Annotated in this window: 6 protein-coding genes; all 6 read right to left on the reverse strand. The window is 32.3% G+C overall.

The window, feature by feature from the left end; genetic code table 11:
- On the reverse strand, positions 1-244 hold a 244-nt coding region (locus PHI88_03705), incomplete at its 3' end, for an ATP-binding cassette domain-containing protein (protein MDD5552233.1).
- A gap of 10 nt (positions 245-254) precedes the next feature.
- Positions 255-962 (reverse strand): DNA alkylation repair protein, encoded by a 708-nt coding sequence (locus tag PHI88_03710; GenBank protein ID MDD5552234.1) that lies wholly within the window; start codon positions 960-962, stop codon positions 255-257.
- Between the two features lie 60 nt (positions 963-1,022).
- Positions 1,023-1,241 (reverse strand): hypothetical protein, encoded by a 219-nt coding sequence (locus PHI88_03715; protein MDD5552235.1) that lies wholly within the window; start codon positions 1,239-1,241, stop codon positions 1,023-1,025.
- A 5-nt stretch (positions 1,242-1,246) separates the two neighbouring features.
- A complete protein-coding gene (locus PHI88_03720; protein ID MDD5552236.1) occupies positions 1,247-1,669 on the reverse strand; it encodes a cupredoxin domain-containing protein in 423 nt (140 codons plus the stop codon).
- 37 nt (positions 1,670-1,706) lie between these two features.
- The gene (locus tag PHI88_03725; protein MDD5552237.1) at positions 1,707-3,164 is read right to left on the reverse strand and encodes an FAD-dependent oxidoreductase; all 1,458 of its coding nucleotides are present in this window, start codon (positions 3,162-3,164) and stop codon (positions 1,707-1,709) included.
- Positions 3,165-3,219: 55 nt separating this feature from the next.
- The coding region (locus PHI88_03730) for a cupin domain-containing protein (GenBank protein MDD5552238.1) at positions 3,220-3,326 on the reverse strand (107 nt) is incomplete at its 5' end.

Raw genomic sequence — 3,326 nt, forward strand, 5'->3', positions numbered from 1 at the left:
CTCCGATAATCGATTTTACTTTTTCTTTTTCTTTCTTAACATCTAGATTATTAATCTTAATTTCGCCCTTTGTAATTTTTCTCAACCCTTCCATCATTTCTAAAGTTGTTGTCTTGCCTGCTCCATTGGGACCCAAGATACCAAAAATCTCCCCCTTCTTAACCTCAAAGGAGATATTATCAACAGCTGTAAAGCCATTGTATTTTTTAGTAAGGTTTTCAACAACAATAATATTCTTTTTCATATTGGACAATTTATTTATTGTTTAAATAAAATTTTCTCTTCTTTTCTGGAAATTTTTCTATTGCATAGCGAAGCATTGTTCGCGGCATCGTTTTATAATACTTCTTTAAAAATTTTTCTTCAACCCCCTCTCCACACTTTTTGCCAACTTCTCTTAACATCCAGCCAACTGCCTTGTGTATTAAATCATGCTCGTCATCTTTTAATATAAAAGCAATTTTTAAAGTTTCTTCTGGATTTCCTTTATAGATAAAATGAAATGTTGATAAAATTGCAATTCTTCTCTCCCAAATATTTTTTGACCTTGCAAGCTTATGTAAAATAGACTTATTTCTATCTTCTAAATATAGCCCAACTATTTTGGGGGCTGATAAATCCACTAAGTCCCAATTATTAATATATTTTGTATTTTTAAGATAAAAGTTATAAATTTCTTTTTTTTCTTTATTATTTCCTTTCTGAAACTTTAACACTAAAATTAAAAGACAAATTAATCTTTCTTCGTGCACTTTACTTTTAATTAATTTTTTAAGATCTAACATTGAAAGCTCTTTAAATTCTTTTGCTATTTTTCTTTGTTCGGGGACTACAACGCCCAAGAAAATATCACCCTCGCCATATTCGCCTTTTCCTGTCTTAAAAAACCTTTGCAGAATTTCTGCCTTTTCTCCGTCAGCTTTCTTCTGAAGACTTTTTTCAAAATCTCTTAGTGTTTTCATGTTCTTTCGTTGCTAAAAACAAAAACAGGCAGAATGTCCTCTTTTGCTTTTTGCCCTTTATTAAAAGTTTAAAAAAATTGACAATGCTAAAATTCCATGCAAGATGGCAACAGCAAAGGAAAGAATCACAAACCCTATGTGCCACTTGATAGAAACCTTGCCCTTTCTTGCTAAAGTACCAATTATGGCAGTAATTAAAAAAACAAATAGGGTCTTTATGCCAAAATATAAAACTAGTGGTTTTCCAAATATTAGCTTTAATGCGATATCCCGAACCATTTTTTTTACTCAACAATTATTGTTCCTTTCATAGAAGGATGAATTCCGCAAAAATAATCAAACGTTCCGATCTCGTTAAATTGAAATTCAAACTTCTCTCCATTGTTAAAGTTTTGAGAATTAAACTTATCTGAGTTAATCTTGTGCGCCACAGAATCATTGTTTAACCACACAACAGTGGTTCCTTTTTTGACTGTTAATGTTACTGGATTAAAAGCGAGGTTTTCTATTGTAACTGTATTTGACTCTTCTTCGGCCGCCGAAGTTTGTTGCGGACTTTCAGTAGGTGTTTGCGTCGACGTCGGTGTTGATGTTGTTTCTTCTGTAGTATAAACAGCTGTTGGTGAATTTTTCATTATAAAATAACCCACTACTGCGATAGTTCCCAAAACAAGAACAATGATCAGGATTAAAATTGTATTTTTCATTGTATTTAAATATGTAATTTTCCGACCTTTATAATTTTTATAAGTTTTTTTCTTCAAGATTCCTTTTTGCAGGACCCCGAATTACTTTTCCATATTTATCATATCTTGATCCATGACAAGGACAATCCCAAGTTTTTTCTTTATTGTTCCAACCAACGGTACATCCCATGTGAGTACATTTTGGAGAAATCACATATATTTTTCCACTTTCATCTTTATAGACTGCTATTTTTTTGAAAAATCCTGTTTTTATAACTTTACCTTCGTTTAAAGGAATTTTAAAAATCTCGTCTTCTTTTTTATCCATAATTTTTTTGGTAGTTTCTTTATAAAGACGTTTTGGGCTGTAAAAATCAACCCAACTATTTCTTTTACCCAAAATAGTATCTGAAAGTAAAATAGCAGATAATGTCCCCTTAGTCATTCCCCAAGCTCCAAATCCGCAAGCAACATAAATATTTTCTGAATCTGGTAAAAATTTTCCGATAAAAGGAACTCTATCTATAGTATAATTATCCTCTGCAGACCAGTAATAGTCAATCGATTCAACTTGGAAGGTTTTTCTTGCATAGTTTTTTAAATTTTCGTATTGTTCCTTAATATCAATTGACTTTCCCGCCTCGTGCTTTCCGCCACCAACCAAAATAAAATTTCCTTCTTTTGAACTATGGGTTCTTAGAGAAAAAGAATTGACTTCTCTGCTGTAAAACATGCCCTCAAATGGAAGATCTTTGGCCCTGCAGGCAATCAAATAAGACTGTCGAGGAATAAGGTTTTTTAAATAAAATTTGTCCTCTATAATTGGTGTTCTTGTCGCAATAATTACATTTTTAGCCTCTATTTTATTTTTTTCTGTCTCCACAATACAAGAACTGCCATCTTTTATGTTCTTTGCTGTGGAATTTTCAAATATATAACTTCCCTCTCCGTCAATTAAATTAGCAAGTGCCAAAAGATATTTTCGTGGATGAAACTGCGCCTGATTTTCAAAACAAACAGCGCCCAAAAATCCAAAAGGAACGTTTAATTTTTCGACAAAAGAAACTGGAAGACCTAAAGATTTTGAAGCTTCAAATTCTTCTTTAATAATTTCTGCCTCTTTTTTTGATGATGCATATGTATAGGCGGGTTTTCTTTCAAAATTACAAGAGATATTCTTTTCTTTTATAATTTCTGATATTTTTTCAATCGCCCTTTGATTAGAATCTGCATAAATTTTCGCATTTTTTCTACCGAAATGAGAAATAAGATATTTATAAATAACTCCATGGGCCGAGGTAATTTTGGCAGTTGTATATCCAGTGGTTCCCTTAACAATTCTCTCTGACTCCAAAACCGCAACTTTAAGTCCCGCCTCTTTTAAAATAAAAGCAACGGTTAATCCAAAAATTCCGCCACCCACTATTGCAACATCAATTTTAATATTGCCTTTTAGTTCAGAAAAGTCTGTTTTTGGACTTGTTGCAACCCATAGAGACTCAGCTTTTTCTGCCATAAATTAAAAATTAACGGAAAAACCGCCGAAAATAAAAGTTTTTTGAAAAAAGTTTTTAATCTTCTGTTGTTATGCCGTCAAATTCTGCTTCGTTTGACTCAGCTTCTTCTTTTGTTGCCCTTACAATTCCGTCTTTGTGGTGGGCGGGTGAATAAATCGTAT

The sequence above is a fragment of the Candidatus Paceibacterota bacterium genome (genome assembly GCA_028716825.1).
GTDB lineage: Bacteria > Patescibacteriota > Minisyncoccia > Minisyncoccales.